This window comes from Phycisphaerae bacterium (genome assembly GCA_017999985.1).
Classification (GTDB): domain Bacteria; phylum Planctomycetota; class Phycisphaerae; order UBA1845; family Fen-1342; genus JAGNKU01.
In genome coordinates, this window is sequence record JAGNKU010000001.1 from 713,742 (window position 1) to 729,255 (window position 15,514).

The window sequence follows — 15,514 nt, forward strand, 5'->3', positions numbered from 1 at the left end:
TCGGTCCACGGGTCTGGATGACCGGCCGGACATTTCGCCCGGACGGTATCCACGTTGGACAGTCATCCGGCCGTGAAGTTAGTCAGCCCGCGTCCGATATCCACTTAATCCATACTAGCACCGCCCCGCCCGCCGGAATAGCCGGCGTGTTCCAACCCCTGCCGGCGGCGGGTATAGTGCGACGGCCGCCGCGGGTCTCCGCGGCCTGTGCCGCCGGTGCCGAAAGGACCCATGCCGAACGCGCAACTTGAAACCAGCCGCCCGGTTCTATTCCCGGCCGTCGATCGTCTGGCCGAGGCGCGCCCGGACATCGTCCTGATGGCCCCCCTGATGGTCTACATCGGCTTGCTGAGCTTGATCTACGCGGTCCCCGCGCCCTGGCAGCCCGTGGTCATCGCCCTGCGCGGCCTCGCCTCGCTGGCCGTGGTGTGGATATTTCGCCGGCACCTGCCGCCGTGGGGGCGACCCCACTGGACGATCGCCATTGTCGGCGGGGCGCTGGTGGCATGGGGTTGGGTGGTCGGGCAAGCGATCTTTGACCAGCTCGGCCTGGGGGTCCGGTTGCCCATCATGCCGGGGCAGAGAACGGTCGTTGATCCACGTGAGACTCTGGGCGCGGCGAAGCTCTTCTGGACCACGTGGTCGCTCCGCCTGGCCGTGGCCTGCATCGCCGTGCCGGTCGTCGAGGAACTTTTCTGGCGGGCGTTTCTCCTGCGGGCGTTCATCGACTGGCAGAATTTCGAGCGGATCCCGCTGGGCACGTTTACCTGGCTGTCCTTCCTGGGCACGTCGGCTGTTTCAACCCTGCAACATCCGGACAACTGGGGCGTCAGCATATTGTGCTGGCTGGTTTTCAATGGCGTGTTCTACTGGACGCGCAGCATCCTGTGTCTTGTCCTGCTACACGGCTTCACGAACCTCGTGCTGTATCTGATTGTGCTCCGCACCGGCGATTGGTCCTTCTGGTGATGCGAAACGGCGGCCGCATCCAAGCCGTGGTGTGCGTCGTGGCGCTGGCGGGCGCGGCGCGTGCGCTGGCCAACGAACCGCCGGGCGGCGAGCTGCCGGTTGACCGCGAGCAGCAGCTCTGGGAGCGCATCATGCCGCTGACGCAACCGGTGGCGGCCACGCAACCCTATGAAGATTGGTTCGAGGCCGCGCGCCGGCAGCGCCAGGTGTTGCTGACTCGCCTGCGGCTGTACCTGACGGTGTACCCCGGAGGCGCGCACCGCGACGAAGCGCTGCGCCTGGAACTCGTGACGCTCTTCGAGCTGGCGACCCTGCGCGATGGCGCGCTCGACGAGCTCTGCGCGCGAGTGGAGGAACTGCTGCGCGCCCCGCCGAGCGCGGACGTTGGCGAAGAGGCGGCCTACTGGGCGATTCTCTGCCGCCACCGCGCGGCGCGGAGCGCGACCTCGAGGCCGACCTCGGCACCGGTGGGCACGCCGGACCCGACGCTGCTCAGCCTGTACCGTGAGTATTTCCAGACGTACCCGCGCAGCCGCTACGCGCCGCGGCTGGCGGACCTGCTGTTCGCGGATGCGGCCCGCCGCGACGACCGTGCCGCCCTGCAGGACGTACTCACCCAGATGCGCACACACTTTGCCGACCACGCGGTCACCGCCGCGTTGGAGGGACAATGGCGGCGGATCACAGCGGTCGGGGAGTCGTTCTGGCCTGCGTTGCGAACGCTGGACGGGCGCGAGGTGCACCGCTCCGATTACGAGGGGCACCCGACGCTGATTATCGTCTGGGCCGGATTCGACGACCGCGCCTGCCGGAGCGTGCAGGAGGTCAACCACCTCCGGAGCACGCACGCGGAATTGCGGGTCATCGGCGTGGCGCTGGACGAGACCGCGGCGCAAACGGCGACAGCGGCGCGCGAGCTGGGGCTCGACTGGCCGCAATGCAACGATGAACTGGGTTGGGGGGGCGAGTTTGTGCGGAACTGGGGCGTCACGCACGTACCGTTCGTGTTCATCCTCGATCGAGCCGGGCGACTGGTCGGCACGGCGACCGAAGCGGATTGGGCGGAACTGGCCCGGCCGGCCCTGGAACCGAGCCCGAATTGACAGGGGCCGGGCATGCGGGTACACAACAAGCTCGGACAACCGGCGAACCCGCCGAGCCCCGGTCGCCGCGCTCACCGGCGCGCGCCCGGGATAGGTGGGAGTATGTGTCCAGTCGGAGAATTGCCGTGAAACCCCCCATCCTGATCGGCATCGCGCTCGGGCTCGTGATCCTGGCGGCCAGCATCTTCGCCCCCGCGCTGCGCAGCAGCGCGAGCAAGCAGGCGGTGCTGGCGCAGGATCAGGCCACGCTGGCGCTGCGCCAGTTGGCCCGCTACAACCTGGCTCTGCCGCGCCTCAACACGCTGGCGGCCCCGGAGGCGATGAAGCAGGCGGACACGGCGGCGCTGGAGAGCGCGGTGGCGGCGGCCAAGGAGTCGCTGGAGCGGACGGCGCGCGACTACACCCAGGGGGCGCGCAGGGCCCAAGAGACCGCCGCGCTCAACGGTCTGCCCACGCCGGAGCTGCCGAAGTTCAGCCCGGATGCGGCGGGCGTGCAACGGGCGATCGCCGACTTCGCCCGGGCGGTGCAGGAGAATGACGCCCTGCTGGCCAAGGCGGCGCAGGACGCGGCGGCGGCCATGACCACCGATGCCAGCGCGCTGAGCGTGGCACAGACGGCGGGGATGATTGACTACGTGCGGGCGGCGAATCTGAGCAGCGCGGCCGAGGCGCTGCGGGCCAAGCAGGCCGCGGCGCTCGCGCGGCTGCTGGAGGTGGGGGTGCAGTGGAAGGTCACGCAGGGCGCGCTCGATGAGTACCGCGGGCTGGACACGGCCCAGAGCCTGCAGCAACTGGGCGCCGACCAGGAGGAGCTCGGCGGCCTGCGGCGCGCGGCGGACGAGGCGGTGACCGCGCTCACCGCGCAGGTCACGGAGCGTCGGGCGGCCCTGACGCAGGTGGAGCAGAACCTGCGCGACACGCAGCGGGCGCTGCAGACGTTGGAAGAGCAGGGCTTTCGCGCCGGGCACGACGACGACCCGCAGGGTTTTCCCGGCTATCGCACGCAATACCTCGGGCTCCATGCACAGTTACGTGAGCTGCAGCAGCGCGAGCAGGAGCTGCGCAAGGGCGTGCTGCGCGGGGCCGAGCTGGACGGCGACGACTGGGCGGGCAGCCCGCTGAGCGGTGGCGAGGCCCTCGTGGGCCTGGAGGAGCTGGAGCGCCGCCTGGCGACGGCGCAGGAACGCGCGCGCCGCCTGGAAAACGCGGACGCGTCGCTCGACGCCCAGGCCGGCTACCTGACCGAGGTCGGCCAGCGGGCACAAGCCGAGGCCGCCCGGTTTCAGGCACGCCTGACGGAACTGGAAGCCGCGCAGCAGGCACTCACCGAGGAGATCCCCAAGCTGGCAGCCGCCGCGTTCAACAAGGAAGAGGAGGCGTTGCAGGCGGCGCGGCGGGCCAGCGACGCGTTCGCCAAGTCGCAGCGCGCCGCGGATACCTGGCTTAACGCGGCGCGGACGCTCCAGCGCGAGCGCGACCCGAATCGCAAGAATGAACGGCTCGCGCTGGTGTTGCGCGACGTGTATCTCGAGCACGTGGGGCGCAGCGCCGAGGCCGCGGCGCGCCTGCTGGCGGGCCGCATCTACGCCCAGCGCGCCAGCGCCACCCAGAGCCTGATCGAGGACATGCGCCGCTTCACCGAGCTCTTCACGACCCAGCGCTTCACCTTCGACCCGAGCGAGTTCCAGGCTCAGCTTGACGCCGCACGCACCACGGGTATCGAAACGGTGGACAAGGCCGCGGAGCTGTACAACGCCGTCGCGGAAAAGCTCAGTTCGCAACCGACCGCGTGGGTCCCGCTTGGGGCGCTCGCGGCCACCTACCATCTGCGGGCACAGCTCGGCCCGGACGAGGCAGCCACGTACCTCGCGCGGGCGGGCGAGGCCGCCCAGAAGGCCGTCGAGAAGCGCGAGCGGTTTCCCTACGCGGCGACCCTTGTGCGCTTTCGCGACCACCTGGCCGCCGCCGGCGTCGTGGGCATCACGCCCACCGCGCCTACCGCACCTGACGAGCCGACCGAACCCACCGAGCCCGAGAGCGACTTCTTCGAGGAGTAGGACGAACAGGCCCGCCGGCGACTACTTGCTCACCCACAGTGGTATCACCGACAGGCGGCTGGCGCGCTTGAGGTCCATCAGGGCCGCCAGCGCGCGCGCGTTCAGGGCGCGCGCCAGTTGCGGGTCAGTGGCGCCGGGGGCCGCGAGCGAAATCGAATAGAGCGTCAAGTCTGCTTTTTCCAGCATGCGCCCCGTGCGGCTCAACGCCGGGGGTAGCGCGCTCGCCAGGAGCGGCGCTTCGCCGGCGGCCAGCGCGGCGCGATACCACACGCGCAGCGTCTCGTCCAGCGACCAGGTCCCCGGCGTCAGCACGCTGGCGGACGGCACGTACACGATCCAGCTTGGATCGCCGCCCGTGCCGCCGGTGCGCGGCAGGAGCGAGTCCTTCTCGAAGTCGAGCCAGCGGGCGTCCGGGGGGCCGTCCAGCGCGATCATCACGCGCGCGTCCGTGACGTTGGCGGGCGGCCCCAGGCTCAACGCCGCCGCGACCACGTCGGACACGTGGCCCTTTTCGGGAATGACCTGTGCAATGTACCGGTCGGTGTAGGTCTGGCCCCCGATGCGGGTCACGTACTTCTCACGATACACCGCGACGCCACAGGCCGGCGCAGCGCCGGCGCCGCCGGCGGAGCGCAGTTCCAGGATTTCGACAAACAGATAGACCCACGGTTCGTCGTTGCCCAGATCCTGCAGGAGCTGGCCGAGTGAACGCGGGGTCACCGCGGCGCCGGCGTCCAGTTCCGCGGCCTTGGCCTGCTGAATCGCCTGGAAGACCCGATCCGCGGCTGCATCGCCTCCGCCGGCGGCCCCTGCGAGCGCCGCGCGCACTGCCTGCTCCTGCTGCGCCCGCGCGGCCCGCCGCGTCGCCAGGAAATCGCGCGCCAGCGGCAACCCGCGCGCTTCCGCCAGACGCCCGGCCACCAGTCGCACCAGCCAGCCCGCGCCTTCCGCGTCCACGGCCCGCAGCGCGCCGCTGTTCACCACGCGAAACCGGCCCCACGGTGCGCGCGCCGCGTCCAGGGTCGCAGCGGATGCCGAAGTTCCGTTCTCCGGGCAGGCGGCCAGCAGATGGGCGAGCGCCGCCCAGCTCCACAGGTCGCGCGCATCGAGCGCCGCGGCCACGGCGGACCAGGCGGCCGCGTCGTCGCGATATTGCAGCGCGGTCCCGCGCCGGGCGCTGTTCGCGTCGAGGCCGAGCGCGCGATCCACCAGGGCCAGACTCACCTGGAAGGCGGCAGTCACCGCTTCATCCTGGCCTGCTTCGCTGAAGTCCGCCGCCTCGCCGGTCGACCACGTCCCATACGCGTCGGTCAGACGCTGCCGCAGGTTGCGCAGGTCCCAGAACGGCGGCGACTGCGGGGCGCCGGCGACGCGCTCCAGCACCGCGCGCGGAACGTCCCACGCCGGGGTCTCGCGCTGCGGAAACATCAGCGCCGGGTCGCAGCCGCGCGCCAGCAGCGTGAAACGCTGGAACGGCGTGAGCGCGGCATACTCCGCCGGGTCGCTGGCCTGCGCCAGACGGTCCCGGAGCGCGGCCGCGTCCGTCAGTTCATGCGCGGCCGTCGGGCCCGCCGGCTCCGGCAGAGTGGCCCAGGCCGACCAGTCGGCGGCGCAGTCGGCCAGCAGGGCGCCGAGTTGCTGGCCGCGCTGCCGCGCTGCCTCCGCGAGAGCCCGCGCAGCGTCGGCGGGCAGCTCCGGCGCAGCAAGTTGCCGGCCGAGCCAGGCAAGCTGATCACAGGGGGATGAGAGCAGGCGACTCAGTGCGAGCAGGTTCGCCGGATCGTAAGCAGCCCGCGCGTCCTGCTGCGCCAGTTCCTGCAGCAGGGCATCGAGGGCCGCGACCTCGGCCGGCTCCGCCGGCGCGCGCGGCGCCGGCTGGGCCGTGGCGGGCGGCAGCCACAGCACACCCGCGACAAGCAAGCTGGGCAGTAGCAACGGGCGCATCATCACTCAATGAGCGCGGCCGGCAACGGCCTAGCGCCGGGGTGGCGCGACGCGCGGCTGATCCACAACCCGCGTCCGATTGGGGTCGTGAGGACGCCGCTCACCGGACATCTCCTGCCGATCGCGCTCGAGCGTGTCCGTGGCGCGCTCGGCATCGGATTTGGCCATCACGTCAGCGGGCTGCTCACTGCCGGCGGACTGGGCCGCGGGGGGGCTCTCCGACTTGGGTGTCGTCTGGCATCCGAGCGTGGCGCCGAAGACCAGCAGGCAGCCGACCAGGGCAAGCGCCACCGTGCGACGGTGCATGTGAGTCATGGCTGACCCTTCCTCTTGCGATCGCGTGGATTCACCACGGAGAATTGTACGCGGTGGCCGGCAGAACAACAGCCCGCGGACCGGCCGCGGGTCGGCCGGTCCGCGGGCGCTCACAAGCCGGGGGGCGCGCTGCGGGGCGCTAGTTTCTGCGCCGCCGCGTGCGTCCGGCGAGTTGCAGCCCGGTCAGGCCAATCAGGCCGCCGACCAGGCCTTCGACCACGCCGAACGCGCACACGCTGGACACGACCGTCCCCGGGCCGGGGTTGGTGCAGTGCGCGTCCGGGGGCTGGGTCGCGGGGTCTTGCTCGTTGGGGACGCCGTCGTTGTCGAGGTCGGCGTCGCACGAGTCGCCCAGCCCGTCGCCGTCGTAATCGAGTTGGTCCACGTTGTTGAACGTCGGGCAGTTGTCGGTCGGGATCAGTTGCTGCGTGGCCTCGTCGAACGAGTCGAGGACGCCGTCGCCGGACTGCGCCCCATCCGCCGAGCGGATGATGCGGTAGGTGCCGAAGAGGGCCGCGCCCTCGTTGGAGCTGCCGCAGCGGCTGTCGTAGGGGCCGGCGGTGCCGCGCCCGACGCCGCCAACATCGAAGCCGTCCGTGAGCGTGCCGTCGTTGCTGAAGTCGATGCCGAAGGCCTGCTCGACGGTGGCTTCATTCCAGCGGGTGAAGTCGGGGAAGCCGTCGCCGTTGGCGTCCGGCGCCTCCATGAACCCGTCGCCGTCCTGATCGAAGTTGAGCAGGAGGCGCTGGAAGTCGTCGATCGTCTCGGGGAACGTCGCCAGGGCGGTGGCGGGGAACGTGGCGCGGATCGCGGCCAGATCGGTGTCGTCGAACACGCCATCCGCGTCCTGGTCGTAGCCCCAGCGCGCGGGGTTGATCTGTGGCGCCGGATCGCTGGCGTCGTTTGTGCCGTCGTCATCGGTGTCGGCCCGGGTCGGATCGGTGCGGATGCCCTGCACGGGCTTGGTCACCTTGAGGCCGCCGCGAGCCGCGAGCGCGCCCAGACCAATGCCGGGGACGCTGCCGTCGGCCGCCGCGGCGCGGGTGTACGCGTTCACCTCGTTCCAGTCGTTGATATCGTCACCATCGGTGTCCGCCTGGCGCGGGTCGGTGAACACGCGCGTCACGGTGGCATTGACGAAGCGGCCGGACGTGGAGCCCGCCGCGTAGCGCGTGACCAGGAACCCCGCCAGCTCTTCCTGGTCGCTCAGGCCGTCGCCGTCGGTGTCCCAGTTGCGCGGGTCGGTCTCGCCGGCATCGAGCACGCCGTTATGGTTGGCATCCTCGTCGCCGTCGATGAGGCCGTCGGCGTCGCTGTCGCGCTCGGCCGGGTTGGTCCCGGTCTGGCGTTCCAGCGCGTCGCCCAGGCCGTCCGCGTCGGTGTCCTCGTCGTTGTCGAACGTGCGCGTGGCCAGCGGGTCGACCGCCGAGCCCTGCTCGTCGACCGGCGCGTCCGCGCGGAAGATGCGCGCCGGCGGGATGCGGAAGCCGGCCTCCTCTTCCGCGCGCGTCAGGCCGTCGTTGTCCGCGTCGGCGTTGGGATCGGACGTGTTGTTCAACGTCGCGACGACGTTGTTCGTCTCGTCCAGCTCCGCGACGATCTTGCCGTCGTCGATGCGCGCCTTCAGGTAGAACGTCGCCGGCACGGCCGTGGCCGCAGGGATGTTGAGCGTGAACGTCTTGGTGATGGCCGCGGCGGCGAGCTTGTCGGCCGCGGCGCTGATGGTGAACGTGGCCAGGCGGATGTCGGCGGCCAGCGTGGCTTCGTCCACACTCGCATTGGTCGAGACGTAGAACTCGATGGTGAAGTTCTCACTGACCGAGTTGTTGGCCACAGTGTAGTTGATGGTCGCGTCGAAATCGCGGCCCAGGCCGGTGCCCGGGAACAGCAGGCGCGTCAGCGCCAGATCGACGTCGTAGGTCGTCTGGCCGAGCCCCTGGTTGTTGCCGGCCGGCTCGACCACGACGTCGGTGGAGTCGAGCACGGCCACGACGCGGACGGTCGCACCCGCGGCGATGTTCCGCGCCAGGAACTGCGTCGGCAGCGGGACCACCACCGCGTGCGGGCCGGGCGTCACGTTGGTGCCGGCCACGGTGAAATCGCGGAGCACGTCGTCGATGTTGCCGTCGTTGTTCGTGTCGCGACCCAGGCGGAGCGCGAACGCGCCGACGCTGGCCGGGCTGGTAATCGCGTACGACACACGCGCGCTGGAATTGGCGCCGCGGATGTCCGGCGCCACGGCCGTGAACACCAGATCGACACTCAACGCCGCGCTGGTGAGATTGTCGGCCTCGCTGGTCTCGGCAACGGCGCCGCCGCTGTCGAGCTGCGCCACGATCAGGTCGCCGTCGCGGACGTTGCCGTCCAGCGGCGGGCGGATGTTGCCAAGCGCCACGGTGTGCGAGCCCGGTGCCCGCAGCGTGGCGTCGGTGACGTTGATCGTGCCGAAGACGGTATCAATGGGCGGCACGGGGCCGGCCGTGCGCTTCAGACCGAACGTGATCTGGAATGACGGCACCGTCGCGGCGCCCTCGATCGTGTACGTGACCGACGCGTTGGTCTGTGCGGCCCCGATGACGATCGAAACCGCGCCGGGCACGACCGCGATGTTCGTGCCCGGGGTGATGTTGAACGGAGTCGAGATGTCCCCCGTCAGGCCGACCGCGTTGGCGACCAGCCGGTAGCCCGCGCCGACGGCGGCGATCTGCAGGTCGTTGAACGTCGCGACACCGGCCGCCGCGTTCCGTACCGTGGTGCCCGCGAGCGGCACCGGCGCCGAGATGGCGTCGACCGCCGCCATCGTGATGGCGTTCACCGCGGTCGTCACCAGGTTGTCATCCGCGTCAAAGACGCCGACGGTCGCCACGATGTTGGTGCCCACGTCCGTGTTCGTCGGCTGCTGCTGGAACAGGAGCTTGGCCGGCGTCCCCGGGCTGATCGTGAACGCGTTGGAAGTCGCGGCCGTCAGCGCGCCGGACGTGGCCTGCAGCGTGTAGGCCACGCCGACCTTGTTGATGCTGAGCGCGGGGAACGTGGCGACCCCGGCCACGGCCGCGACCGGACCGCCGCCGGTCAACGTCCCGCCGCCGGGATTATTCAGGATCGTCAGCGTGATAGCGTCCACGTCCGCCGTGCGGAGATTGCCCCGGCCGTCGACGATCTCGACCGAAACCGGAGGTGCGATGGCCGCCCCGGCCGCGGCATTGGTCGGCTGCTGGCTGAAGCGCAGGGCCGCCGCCGCCCCGACGGTGATGTTGAACGGGTCCGAAGGCGGCGAGTCGGTCAGGCCGACCGCGCTGGCGACCAGCGTGTAGCCCGCGCCGACCCGATCAATGTTCAGGTTGTTGAACGTGGCAATGCCGTTCACCGCGCTCTGGGTCACCGTGCCGGACAGCGTCCCGCCGCCCGGGTTGGTGCCGATCGCGATCGTAACCGCATTGCTCGCGGTGGTAACCAGGTTGTCCGCCGCGTCGAGGACCTGCACGGTGAAGCCCGGGATCACGCCGTCCGCCGTGGCGTTGCCGGGCTGCGTGCCGAATACGAGCTTGGTCGCCGCCCCCGCCGTGACGTTGAACGCCACCGACGTGTCGCCCGCGAGCCCCGCCGCGGTGACGTCCAGCGTGTAGCCGATGCCGGCCGTGTCGATCGCCAGATCGTTGAAGGTGGCCACCCCGGCAATCGCGGCCTGCGTCAGCGTCCCGGACAGCGCCCCGCCGCTCGGATTGGTGCCGATGGCGATCGTCACGTTGTCGGTCGCCGTCGTGACGCGGTTGTCGTTCGCATCGCGAATCTCGACCGTCACCGCCGGCGTGATCGTCGCATTCGCCGCGACGTTTGTCGGCGGCTGCAGGAACGCGAGCTGGGTGGCGGTGCCCGGCGTGATGTTGAACGTGCCGGACACGGCATCCGTCAGGCCCGCCGCCGTCGCCCGCAACGTGTAGCCGGTGCCGACCTTGTCGATGTTCAGCGCGTTGAACGTGGCCAGGCCAGCCACCGCCGCCGTCGGCCCGCCGCCGGTCAGCGTGCCGCCGCCGGGGTTGTTGTCGATCGTCAGCGTGATGGCATCGACGTCAGCCGTGCGATTGCCGAAGGCGTCCACAATTTCGACGGTTACGGCGGGCGCGATGAACGCGTCTGCCGCGGCACTCGTCGGCGCCTGCACGAAGCGCAGTGCGGCCTTCGCACCGGGCGTGACGTTGAATGTCGCCGACACGGCCGGCGTCAGCGCGCCGGAGACGGCCAGCAGGTCGTAGTTCGCGCCGACCTGGTTGATGCTCAGGTTGTCGAAGGTGGCGATACCTGCCACCGCGGCCTTCACGGTGGTGCCGGCCAGCGCCCCGCCGCCGGGGTTGGTGTTGATCGCCAGCGCGACCAGGTTGGTCGCCGTCGTCACGACGTTGCCGCACTGGTCCTGGACCTCGACGGTCATATGCGGTGCCGCCGGATTAATCGTCGCGTTGACCTCCGTGTCCGTCGGCTGATCGGCAAACGCGAGCTGCGCCGGCACACCCGGTGTCACGGTGACGGTCACCAGGTCGAGGCCGGCCGGGCTCGCGTTGGTCTCGATCGTAATGTGCGAAGTCAGGCTCGCGTCGGCGCCCGCGCAATTCGCCGGCCGCAACTGGATGTCGGAAAACGTGATCGTGGAGGCCACCGTATGGGCCCCGGTGACGACGAACACGATTGTCTGCCCGTCCGCGGATGCCACCGTATCGTCGACCAGCGCGACCGCGTTGGGCGACGGCGGCGTGATGACCGCGGTGCATTCGTTGCCGGCGCCGATCGCGAATTCGAAGCCCGCCGGCACGCGCAGGGTGATGGTGCTCGCGTCGGGCCAGTCCGCGGCGGCGGCCTCGGTGATCGCGGGCAACGGCGCGCCGACGGTCGTGAAGGCGGCGCCCGCCGTGTCCGCGTCGATCGCCACCGCGCCGAGCTGGGCGATCGAATCCGCGTAGCTCGGCGCGCCGCTCGTCAACAGGAGCCCCAGAATCGCCATTCCGGCCATCCGCCGGACCATTAGGTGAAGTACGCTCGTCTTGCTCAACATGACTAATTCTCCCGTCCGAGCGGTCGGCCCGGAAACTGGCGCTTACGAGGGACGCAGACTCGCACCCGCGAGTGGCCAATCACCTTCGCCCTGCGACACCGTGTCACCGGACACGCCTCCGTGTGCCGATTCAATCGTCGCCTGGCATCCCTGCGGCGTGCGGAAAGTGCTGGACTCCTGGCGGACGTCGGGTGGTGGCTCGGCCCACGGCCCCACCCAATCATTCGGCCATCCGTTCCTTATTCTATCCTTACGCCCCGGCGAACCGGGAGCGCTTTTTGCGCATCAGTGTATCGGACCTGGGCGGCTTTGCTCAGGGCTGCGCTCCCAGCCCCGCCGGCCCGAGCGTCCGCGTTCCACCGTCCGAGAAGCCCGGGATCGCCAGTTGCAGCAGTCCACGGAATCCGAGCCCCTGGCTGCCGGTCAGCACCAGGTATGTCCGGCCCTGCGCGTTCAGCGTAATGGCCGTCACACCCGCCCCCAGATCACGGATGTTCTGCACACTGGCCCCGGCCGGCGACAGTGGCGGCACCTCGTTCAGCGCGAAGTCCGGCCGGACGACCGTCTGCACGGTGGGGTTCTGCACATTGGACTGCACCGGCGTAGTCACCGTCTGGACGGTCTGGCGGATTTCCGGGTCGAATTTCGGCGGCTGGAGCCGCGGCACCACGTGGCCGGCGCCCGCGTAGCGGTCCCAGGCAATGATGTTGCCGAACAGGTTCGCCTCGACATCGACGCGTGATTCGCGGGCCGACTCCACGCCCAGCTCGCGGCCCCAATCGTCCGTGAAGCCGGACTGCGACAGCCAGTCCCCCAGCGCGACCACCTCCGGCGCGCCGCCGCCCGCCACGGTCAGACGCTGCCCGCCAGGTACGTTCACCCTGCGAGTTCCCACGCGCACCGCGAGCGCCTCTGCACCGCCGTCCGCTTCGTAGCCCACGCTCACGCCGGCGTCCGAACGCGACACATAGGTGCGGCCACCGTCCGCCTGCACCTCCACAGCCGGCTGGGGGGCGGCCGCCTCCACGCGCACGAAGATGGTCGGTGTGCTCTCCGGCGGACGCGCCGCCGCCAACACCAGTCGCCCTGACTCCAGCCCTACCACGATTTCGTCGCGCAACTCGTCGCGGACGACCGTCAGCTCGGCCGGGCCGAAGACGATGGCAACCACTCCGGACGGTTCGAAGAACATCAGCTTCGCGTCGGCGACCACGCGTACGGTGCCGGGGGAAATCGAGCGGCCGACGGTGAGGTCCAGCGCGGTTTCATCGGGCGCCACCAGCGTGACGGTCCCCGGGCGCGAGACGCCGGTCACGAAGAAGACGCCCTGAGCGCGTCCGACCGCGGCCCCCCAGAGCAACCCGCCCGTCAATACCAGCAGCGCTGACCGTGTAGGCGTGTTCATGGCGATGTCCTGTCAGGCGGCGTGGCGCCGGCGGCTAGAAGCCGACCTCGAGCTGCACGCCGTAGATGGCCCGATCGTATTCGTAGATGTCCTCTCCCAACCGGTTCCAGATGTTCGAGTTCTGGAACGTCAGCTCGACGCCAGTCCGCAGCTTCACATCGAGCGTCCGCATGGGCGCGTACTCGCCGCGGGTGATGATCGCGTAGGTGAGGCTGAAATTGTAACGTTGCCGGAAGTCGGCGCGTTCCTGTCGCGTGAAATCGAAGAGGCTCGCGGCGTGGTAGTCTTCCCAGGCGAACTCGGCGTCGAACTCGAACCCGAAGCGGTACGGCAGCGGCACGTCGACCCCGCACAGCAGCGAGTGCCCGGACAGGTCGAACTCGGTGCCCACGGTCTGCTCGTCGCGGAATTCGTAGCCGATGTAGACGCTCAGCCAGTTCTGCCCGAACAGCTCGCGCGCCCGGGCATGCGTGTTGAGGTAGTCCGCCATGTAGGGCAGCTCGTCGGCCCGCCACAGGTTGAACGTGTGCTGCGCGCCCAGCGACTGGTACGTGCCGTCGCGGTTGAGCTGGAAATACGCGATGCGATCCATGTAGCTGCGATCGTCATGCGAGTAGTAGAAATCCGTGTGCCCCAGGTCGCGCGCGTCCGGCGCGGAGTCGCGCCAGACCTTCGAGATCACCGGCGTGACGCGCTGGCTGGAGATGTACGGGTCGTGCCCGAGCTGCGTGTACGAGTACTCATACTGAAACCCGAGGTACAGGTCGCGCACCGGCTGCCAATTGACGTAGGCCCGCGCGGGGTAGCGGTTCACGTCGAATTCCGACACGTTCGGGTGCCACAGGTTCTGCGTGCCAGCGCCCAGACCGATCGTCAGGCTCTCACCGACCCACGGCGCTTCGGTCTTGGGAATGTAACGACTGATGTTGAAATCAAACGCGATGCCGTAGCCATAGTCGTCCTGCCGCTTGTAGCCCAGCGGCAGTTGCGTGTCCTTGCCCAGCAGGATGACGTTCGTGTCATACGCGTTGCCCACCCGCAGGCGCCCCTCGAACTCCAGCGGGCCGATCGGCGGCGGCACGTCCAGCCGGATCGGCAGCGGCGTGCCCGACTCCACCTCGTCCAGCTTGCGCACGATCGCCGCGGCGTTGCGGGCCAGCTCGGTGCCTTCGGCCCGCGTGGTCACCTCGGTGAACAGTTGCCGCGCGCCGTAGTTGTTGCGCTCCAGAATCGCCAGCAGGGCGCTGTAATACGTTACGACGGTCTTGAAGCTCTCAAACGCCTCGGGGCTCAGCGCCCCGCTGTCCCGATCGGCCGTCGCCAGGGCCTGCGCGCGCTCCAGGTTCAGCCGCGCGGCCGCCACCGACTCGCCGTACTCGCGCCCGCGTCCCGGTTTGCCCCGGTATTCATCGGCCAGGCGATAGCGCGCCACGGCGAGGTAGAAATGGCCATAGCGGTCGCGGGCCCCCGGCTCGGTCTCCGTAACGTAGCGGCTGAGCGTCTCCTCCGCCCGGCGGGCCAGCTTGAAAGGCGCCTCGGGATCCTGTTCCGCCGCCTCCTTGTAGTCGCTGGCCAGTTGCGCGATGCCCAGCAGCAGGGCGGCGTTGATCATCTCCGCGCTGGGGTCGGCGACCGTGATCACCTGGCCGAAGAACGCCTGGGCCTGCTCGTACTCGCGCCGTGCCGCCGCGGCCGCCTGGGCCGCCTCCTCCGGTGCCTGCCGCGCGGTCGCGGCCTGGGCGGCGGACGAATGTCCCAGCCCGCGTTCGAGCGCGATCAGCCCCAGGTAGTACTGGCAGGTGATGCGGAACTCGGCCTGCTGCTGCTCGGTCAGCAGGCGCTGGAAGATCTCGGCCGCCGCGTCGCGGTCCTGCTCCAGATAGGCCTTGATCGCGCGGTTGAGATCGACCAGCGCGGCGCTTTCCGGCGCCGGGGCCGTGGTCTGCGCCCACGCCGGACCGCTCCACCCCATCAGCGTGACGATCAGCAGTGGATAGATGAATCTGGCCATGCTCACGCCCCGAACCGGCGGGCCTGCGTCCCGGGCCGCCTGGCGTGCCCAAGCCGCGCGGGGTGCCGCGCGGCGCCGGGCGGCCGTGCGGGCGCTACGCCGTTGCCTGTACGTAGACCTGGAACAATCGACCGACGCTGTCCGCGATGACCCGGGCGAACTCGGTTCGCGTGAAATCAAAAAGCTGCTGGCTGCTGACACAGCCCCCGATGGCGAGCAGCAGCCCGCTCGCCACCCAGCATCGGCCGCGCTGAATCAATCTGCGCATGGGAAACTCCAATCACTGGCCCCTACGTCGTGAGACGCACGAGCGCGTTGTCCAGGAAGAAAAACACGGTGTCCGACAACACGCTGCTGACCAGCGCCAACTGCTGGTCGGACAACGCACACGACCCGGTCTGCAACAGCAGACCCGCGCTGCACAGCACCATCGCCCAACGAGACCGGCGCCCCTTGCTGACCATGTTTGAACTCCTCGGCCCGAGAGCGGCTCGCCACCCGCCGGATGCGAGGCCGGGCAGGCCATCTCCACGTGCAATAACACCCAACTGCCAGTCAACGCTACTCCGCTGCCAACGTGGCGTCAAGCCGTAAATGGCGCCGCGCGCTCCCGCCGCCCGATGTTCCCCGCTACACTTGGCGACCCTGGACGTGCACGCAGCT

General features: G+C 69.9%; 10 protein-coding genes. 3 read left to right on the top strand and 7 right to left on the bottom strand.

The window, feature by feature from the left end; translation table 11 throughout:
• The first annotated feature begins 231 nt into the window (after positions 1-231).
• From KA383_02865 to KA383_02875, 3 genes are all read left to right on the top strand, one after another.
• Positions 232-969, top strand: coding sequence for a CAAX prenyl protease-related protein (locus tag KA383_02865; GenBank protein ID MBP7745046.1), 738 nt, complete (start codon positions 232-234; stop codon positions 967-969).
• Positions 966-2,072, top strand: a complete 1,107-nt coding sequence (locus KA383_02870) for a TlpA family protein disulfide reductase (GenBank protein ID MBP7745047.1) — start codon at positions 966-968, stop codon at positions 2,070-2,072. The genes KA383_02865 and KA383_02870 overlap by 4 nt, the downstream gene beginning before the upstream one ends.
• Positions 2,073-2,197: 125 nt before the next feature.
• Positions 2,198-4,129, top strand: a complete 1,932-nt coding sequence (locus tag KA383_02875; GenBank protein MBP7745048.1) for a hypothetical protein — start codon at positions 2,198-2,200, stop codon at positions 4,127-4,129.
• 21 nt (positions 4,130-4,150) lie between these two features.
• On the opposite strand, the gene KA383_02880 is transcribed toward KA383_02875, so the two are convergent.
• The 7 genes from KA383_02880 to KA383_02910 form a co-directional block, all read right to left on the bottom strand.
• Positions 4,151-6,073, bottom strand: coding sequence for a hypothetical protein (locus KA383_02880; GenBank protein ID MBP7745049.1), 1,923 nt, complete (start codon positions 6,071-6,073; stop codon positions 4,151-4,153).
• A gap of 30 nt (positions 6,074-6,103) precedes the next feature.
• Complete coding sequence (locus tag KA383_02885) at positions 6,104-6,388, bottom strand: hypothetical protein (protein MBP7745050.1); 285 nt, start codon at positions 6,386-6,388, stop codon at positions 6,104-6,106.
• Positions 6,389-6,527: 139 nt separating this feature from the next.
• Positions 6,528-11,435: a thrombospondin type 3 repeat-containing protein gene (locus KA383_02890; GenBank protein ID MBP7745051.1), complete on the bottom strand. Its 4,908-nt coding sequence runs from the start codon at positions 11,433-11,435 to the stop codon at positions 6,528-6,530.
• 313 nt (positions 11,436-11,748) lie between these two features.
• Positions 11,749-12,840 (bottom strand): hypothetical protein, encoded by a 1,092-nt coding sequence (locus KA383_02895; GenBank protein MBP7745052.1) that lies wholly within the window; start codon positions 12,838-12,840, stop codon positions 11,749-11,751.
• A gap of 34 nt (positions 12,841-12,874) precedes the next feature.
• The gene (locus tag KA383_02900; protein ID MBP7745053.1) at positions 12,875-14,857 is read right to left on the bottom strand and encodes a hypothetical protein; all 1,983 of its coding nucleotides are present in this window, start codon (positions 14,855-14,857) and stop codon (positions 12,875-12,877) included.
• A gap of 88 nt (positions 14,858-14,945) precedes the next feature.
• Positions 14,946-15,119, bottom strand: a complete 174-nt coding sequence (locus tag KA383_02905; GenBank protein ID MBP7745054.1) for a hypothetical protein — start codon at positions 15,117-15,119, stop codon at positions 14,946-14,948.
• A 22-nt stretch (positions 15,120-15,141) separates the two neighbouring features.
• Entirely contained in the window at positions 15,142-15,315 is a 174-nt protein-coding gene (locus tag KA383_02910; protein MBP7745055.1) for a hypothetical protein, read from the bottom strand.
• Positions 15,316-15,514: the final 199 nt, after the last annotated feature.

What these genes read in the sequence shown, in the direction of transcription:
- KA383_02905 (MBP7745054.1), bottom strand. Translation starts at nt 15,119, where the DNA reads ATGCGCAGATTGATTCAGCGCGGCCGATGCTGGGTGGCGAGCGGGCTG.
- KA383_02910 (MBP7745055.1), bottom strand. Translation starts at nt 15,315, where the DNA reads ATGGTCAGCAAGGGGCGCCGGTCTCGTTGGGCGATGGTGCTGTGCAGC.
- KA383_02885 (MBP7745050.1), bottom strand. Translation starts at nt 6,388, where the DNA reads ATGACTCACATGCACCGTCGCACGGTGGCGCTTGCCCTGGTCGGCTGC.
- KA383_02880 (MBP7745049.1), bottom strand. Translation starts at nt 6,073, where the DNA reads ATGCGCCCGTTGCTACTGCCCAGCTTGCTTGTCGCGGGTGTGCTGTGG.
- KA383_02865 (MBP7745046.1), top strand. Translation starts at nt 232, where the DNA reads ATGCCGAACGCGCAACTTGAAACCAGCCGCCCGGTTCTATTCCCGGCC.
- KA383_02890 (MBP7745051.1), bottom strand. Translation starts at nt 11,435, where the DNA reads ATGTTGAGCAAGACGAGCGTACTTCACCTAATGGTCCGGCGGATGGCC.
- KA383_02895 (MBP7745052.1), bottom strand. Translation starts at nt 12,840, where the DNA reads ATGAACACGCCTACACGGTCAGCGCTGCTGGTATTGACGGGCGGGTTG.